Genomic DNA, 4,746 nt, shown 5'->3' on the forward strand with positions numbered 1-4,746 from the left:
CTGCGCTCCCGGCTGCCCGTGCGGTGCACGGGCCAACTCCCTGCGCTGCGCTCCGGGAGTTGAGGGGGCCGGTCGCTGCGCGACCGGCGCGGCGCGCGGTGCGCGGTCGCCCAGGCTGAGTGGGTGTCAGGTGCGCGCTAGTGGGGCCTCTAATGGTGGTGTTGAGGGAGCGTGGGGCGCTCCCGGGCGGGTCCGCTGCGCTCCCCCGCCTGACGGTCCATCGGGTGAGGTCTCCTAGTGGGGTTGGGGCCCGCTGGCGCGGGCGGGGCTGGCTACGGGGGTGGGGGTCGCTCGTTCGTGTCGGGTTCTAGTGTAGCGGGTGCATCAGGTTGATGCAGCATGTACCGTTGGCAGAAACACGGGACACCCCCCAACCACACGGGGCGGGGCGCTGGAAGCGAGGACTCATTGAATTCGCTGGGCTTTGAAAGGCGCTTTGAGGCGCGGAAGGAAATCCATCGTGAGGTTACCGGAATGACGGTGGGACAGATTCACGAGCTCTGGGTGGCCGCTGGCGGCTTGGAGAGCCGAGAGGACCGGACGGGACCGCTCAGTACGGAGGACCGGCTGGCAGCGGTCCGACGGAACGAGCTGAAGCGCATCTGGACGCTGATAAGCGAGGACGGGTGGGCGACCTACTCCCCTGAGAGCGACCCGGACGTACACCGCTGGCACCAGGCGCAGCAGGAGCGTCAGGCATGCGCGAGCGGCGAGACCGCGGAGCTGGACCCGGAGATCCGCTACCGGATCGTGGCGCAGCGGACCGATCCGGAGCACCCGGGAGCTGCCCTGCTGACGAACTACGCCTACGGCCGGTCGGTCGAAGAGGCCGTCTCCAAGGTTCGCGAGGCGCTGGAGAAGCCGGGCGGGGTGTACGGGGACCAGGGCCTGTACCGCGTGGTGGAGGTGGTGGAGGAGAGCCCGTACAGCGAGCTCCGGCAGCAGGAGGAGGCCCGCCGGCGGTATCTGACCACCATCCTGGAGAACGCCACTGCCACCGTGCGCGGCCGTGAGCCGGAGGACCCGGATGCGGACCTGGTCAGCCGCCTGGACGACTTCTTCACCCGCGCCGTCGTCTTCCCCGATCCGCACACCCCCGGCGTACATCCCCGGCCCCACCAGGCCACGTTCGGCTGGACCAGCGAGCAGCCCTACATCGAGCACGCCAGCGACCCCGGCCGCGCCCTGGCCCTGTTCCTCCTGGCTTACCTGGACCACTACGGCCTGGAGCTGGAGGCGGCCGTCCGCGCCGGTGACCGTCCCGATCCGCAGCCGGTGAGCGGGGGCCGGCCTTCGGCCCGCGAAGCAGAGGGAGGCGAGGCGCCGGCGGAACTTGTCGAGCGTGTCCTGGACGTCTGCGGGCAGCACTACGCGGCCGTGACCGGCACCAGCCCCGACCAGTGGGACCAGGAGTTGGCCCGGGAGGTCGTGGGCATCGCCCTGCGGACCGTGCGCATGGCGGAGCGGGACGCCTACTCGCAAACCCTGGAGACGTACCTGCACGAGCGTCGGGCGCGGCTGGAGCGGCTGTGGCAGCGCTACGGGCCCGACGGCATGTTCGCGGGCGAGGTCGTGCTGATCGACCTGCCGGGCTGCTTCGTGCTGTGCGAGAGGATCGACGAAGACCCGCTCTGGCTCGAAGGAGTGTGGTCGCAGAAGGGCTGGGAGGAAACCGCGCTCGAAAGGTTCCAGGACAGCTGGCTTTACGACACGAGCGATAAGGACGGCGGGCGATGAGCAGGATTCCACTCAAGAAACACCAGGTCGCCCAGAAGTCGAGTTTCCGTAGGTGGGTCGGATTCCCTGCAAGGTCATCTGTGCCCCCGCAGGGTGCCCGGGGCACGATCGTGTCAGCGACCGGCTCGGGCAAGACGATCACGGCCGCCGCGTGCGCGCTGGAGTCGTTCGCGGACGGCCGGATCCTCGTCACCGTGCCCACCCTGGACCTGCTCGCGCAGACCGCCCAGGCGTGGCGGGCGGTGGGCCACCGGGCCCCGATGGTCGCGGTGTGCTCGCTGGAGAACGACGCGGTCCTCAACTCACTGGGGGTGCGCACCACCACCAACCCGATCCAGCTCGCCCTGTGGGCCGGGCCCGGGCCGGTCGTCGTGTTCGCCACGTACGCCTCTCTCGTGGACCGCGATGACTACGAGGCCCTCCAGGAGCAGGAGCGCCCCTACGGGCCCTGGCAGGGCAGCGGAGACGGGAATCCGCGCAAGAAGACGCGCGGGCCGCTGGAGGCCGCTCTGGCGGGCGGAGAGCGCCTGTACGGGCAGCAAATGGACCGCTTCGACCTCGCGATCGTGGACGAAGCCCACGGCACCGCCGGTGATCTTGGCCGTCCCTGGGCGGCGATCCACGACAACGCCCGCATCCCCTCCACCTTCCGCCTCTACCTCACAGCCACCCCGCGCATCCTCGCCTCGCCCCGGCCGCAGAAAGGCGCGAACGGCCAGGAGCTGGAGATCGCGAGCATGACCGACGACCCGGACGGCACGTACGGGTCCTGGCTGGCCGAACTCGGGCTGAGCGAGGCGATCGAGAAGGAGATCCTCGCCCCGTTCGAGATCGACGTCCTCGAGATCCGCGACCCCTCGCCCGTGCTGGGGCTGTCGGAGGAGGCGCTGCGGGGCCGGCGCCTGGCCCTGCTGCAGACCGCCCTCCTGGAGCACGCGGCGGCGTACAACCTGCGTACGGTCATGACGTTCCACCAGAAGGTCGAGGAAGCCGCCGCGTTCGCGGACGCGCTGCCGAAGACCGCTGCCGAGCTGTACGTCAACGACGCCTCCGACAAGGACCTGGCCGCCGCCGACAAGCTGCCGAAGTCCTCCATCGACGCGGAGTTCTACGAACTCGAGGCCGGCCGGCACGTCCCGCCGAACCGGGTGTGGTCGGCGTGGCTGTGCGGCGACCACCTCGTGGCCGAGCGGCGGGAGGTGCTCAGGCAGTTCGCCAACGGCATCGACGCGGCCGGACGCCGGGTCCACCGCGCCTTCCTCGCCAGCGTTCGCGTGCTCGGGGAGGGCGTGGACATCACCGGCGAGCGGGGCGTAGAGGCCGTGTGCTTCGCGGACACCCGCGGCTCGCAGGTGGAGATCGTGCAGAACATCGGCCGGGCACTCCGCCTCAACAAGGACGGCAGCACGAAGGTCGCGCGGATCATCGTGCCGATCTTCCTGGAGCCCGGCGAGGACCCCACCGACATGGTCGCCAGCGCCTCGTTCCGCCCCCTTGTAGCAGTCCTCCAGGGCCTACGCAGCCACGATGAACGCCTGGTCGAGCAGCTCGCCTCCCACGCCCTCACCAGCGGCAAGCACGCGCGCAAGGTCCACGTCCAGCGCAATGAGGACGGGCGGATCGTCGGGGCCGGCAGCGAGGGCGACAGCGAGAACCAAAAGCAGGACGACACCGACGCGGCTGCCGAGTCGGCCCTGCTGCACTTCTCCAGCCCGCGCGACGCGGCGACCATCGCAGCGTTCCTGCGCACCCGCGTCTACCGGCCCGAATCCCTGGTGTGGCTGGAGGGCTACCAGGCCCTCATCCGGTGGCGGGCGAAGAACGAAATCACCAGCGTCTACGCCGTCCCCTACGACCTCGAGGTCCAGGTCGGCGTCACCAAGAACTTCCCCCTCGGACGGTGGGTACACCAACAGCGCAAGGCACTGCGGGCCGGAGAGCTAGAGGACCGGCGCAAAAACCTCCTAGACGCACCGGAAGCCGGGATGCTCTGGGAGCCAGGCGAGGAAGCATGGGAGGCCAAGCTCGCCGCACTCCGGTCGTACCGGCGGGCGACCGGACACCTCGCACCAAGGCAGGACGCCATGTGGGGCGAAGGCGACGCGATGATGCCCATCGGACAGCACATGGCCAACCTCCGGCGCAAGGGCGCCAAGAACGGCCTGGGCAAAGACCCGGAGCGGGCCGCCGTACGCGCGGCACAGCTGACGGACATCGACCCGGACTGGAACTGCCCGTGGCCCCTGGACTGGCAGCGCCACTACCGCGTCCTGGCGGATCTGGTCGACGCCGACGGCGTCCTGCCCTACATCGCCCCGGGCGTCGTCTTCGACGGCGACGACATCGGCACGTGGCGGTGGCGGCAGCAGGAACCAGACACCTGGGCACAGCTCCTCCCCGAGCAACAAGAACGCCTCACCGCGCTCGGCATCAACGCCCCTGCAGCCCCCTCTCCCACCCCGGCGGCACCCCGTGCGACGAAAAACCCGAGCAAGGCACAACAAGCATTCCAACGCGGCCTTGCAGCCCTCACGCAATGGGTCGAACGGGAAGGCGCCCACCGGCCCGTGCCACGCAGCCACAACGAACAGATCACGACCGACGGCGAAACAGAACCGGTGGCGGTGAAACTGGGGGTGTGGGTCTCGAACACCAAGTCGAGGCGCGACAAGCTCAGCGCGGAGCAGCTGGACGCGCTGCGGAAGCTCGGCATCAACTGGGCATGACAGTCCGACGCTGAACCGAAACGTGCAAAACCCCAGAACCGCAATGAACCCGGAATCTCGCACGCGAGACCACTACAACACAGTCATGCAACAGCGGTCCCTGACGGGCACCCGGCCCCCTCACCACAGGCCAGGTGCGCAACCCACCTCGAGCGTTGCAGCGGGTGCCCAGGGACCGGCTACCAGCGGCACGGGAAGGTCACCCGGACCTCCACCAGGACCATGCCGGACGCCGGATCGCGGTGCACAGGAACATACAGGCCCCAGCCCGCGTCAACGACCG

Annotated in this window: 2 protein-coding genes; both read left to right on the plus strand. The window is 69.6% G+C overall.

The window, feature by feature from the left end; genetic code table 11:
- Positions 1-474 precede the first annotated feature (474 nt).
- Entirely contained in the window at positions 475-1,737 is a 1,263-nt protein-coding gene (locus tag VXC91_RS42455) for a hypothetical protein (RefSeq protein WP_329512697.1), read from the plus strand.
- Entirely contained in the window at positions 1,734-4,463 is a 2,730-nt protein-coding gene (locus VXC91_RS42460) for a DEAD/DEAH box helicase (RefSeq protein ID WP_329512698.1), read from the plus strand. The genes VXC91_RS42455 and VXC91_RS42460 overlap by 4 nt, the downstream gene beginning before the upstream one ends.
- Positions 4,464-4,746: the final 283 nt, after the last annotated feature.

It is taken from the genome of Streptomyces chiangmaiensis (assembly GCF_036281785.1).
Lineage (GTDB): Bacteria > Actinomycetota > Actinomycetes > Streptomycetales > Streptomycetaceae > Streptomyces > Streptomyces chiangmaiensis.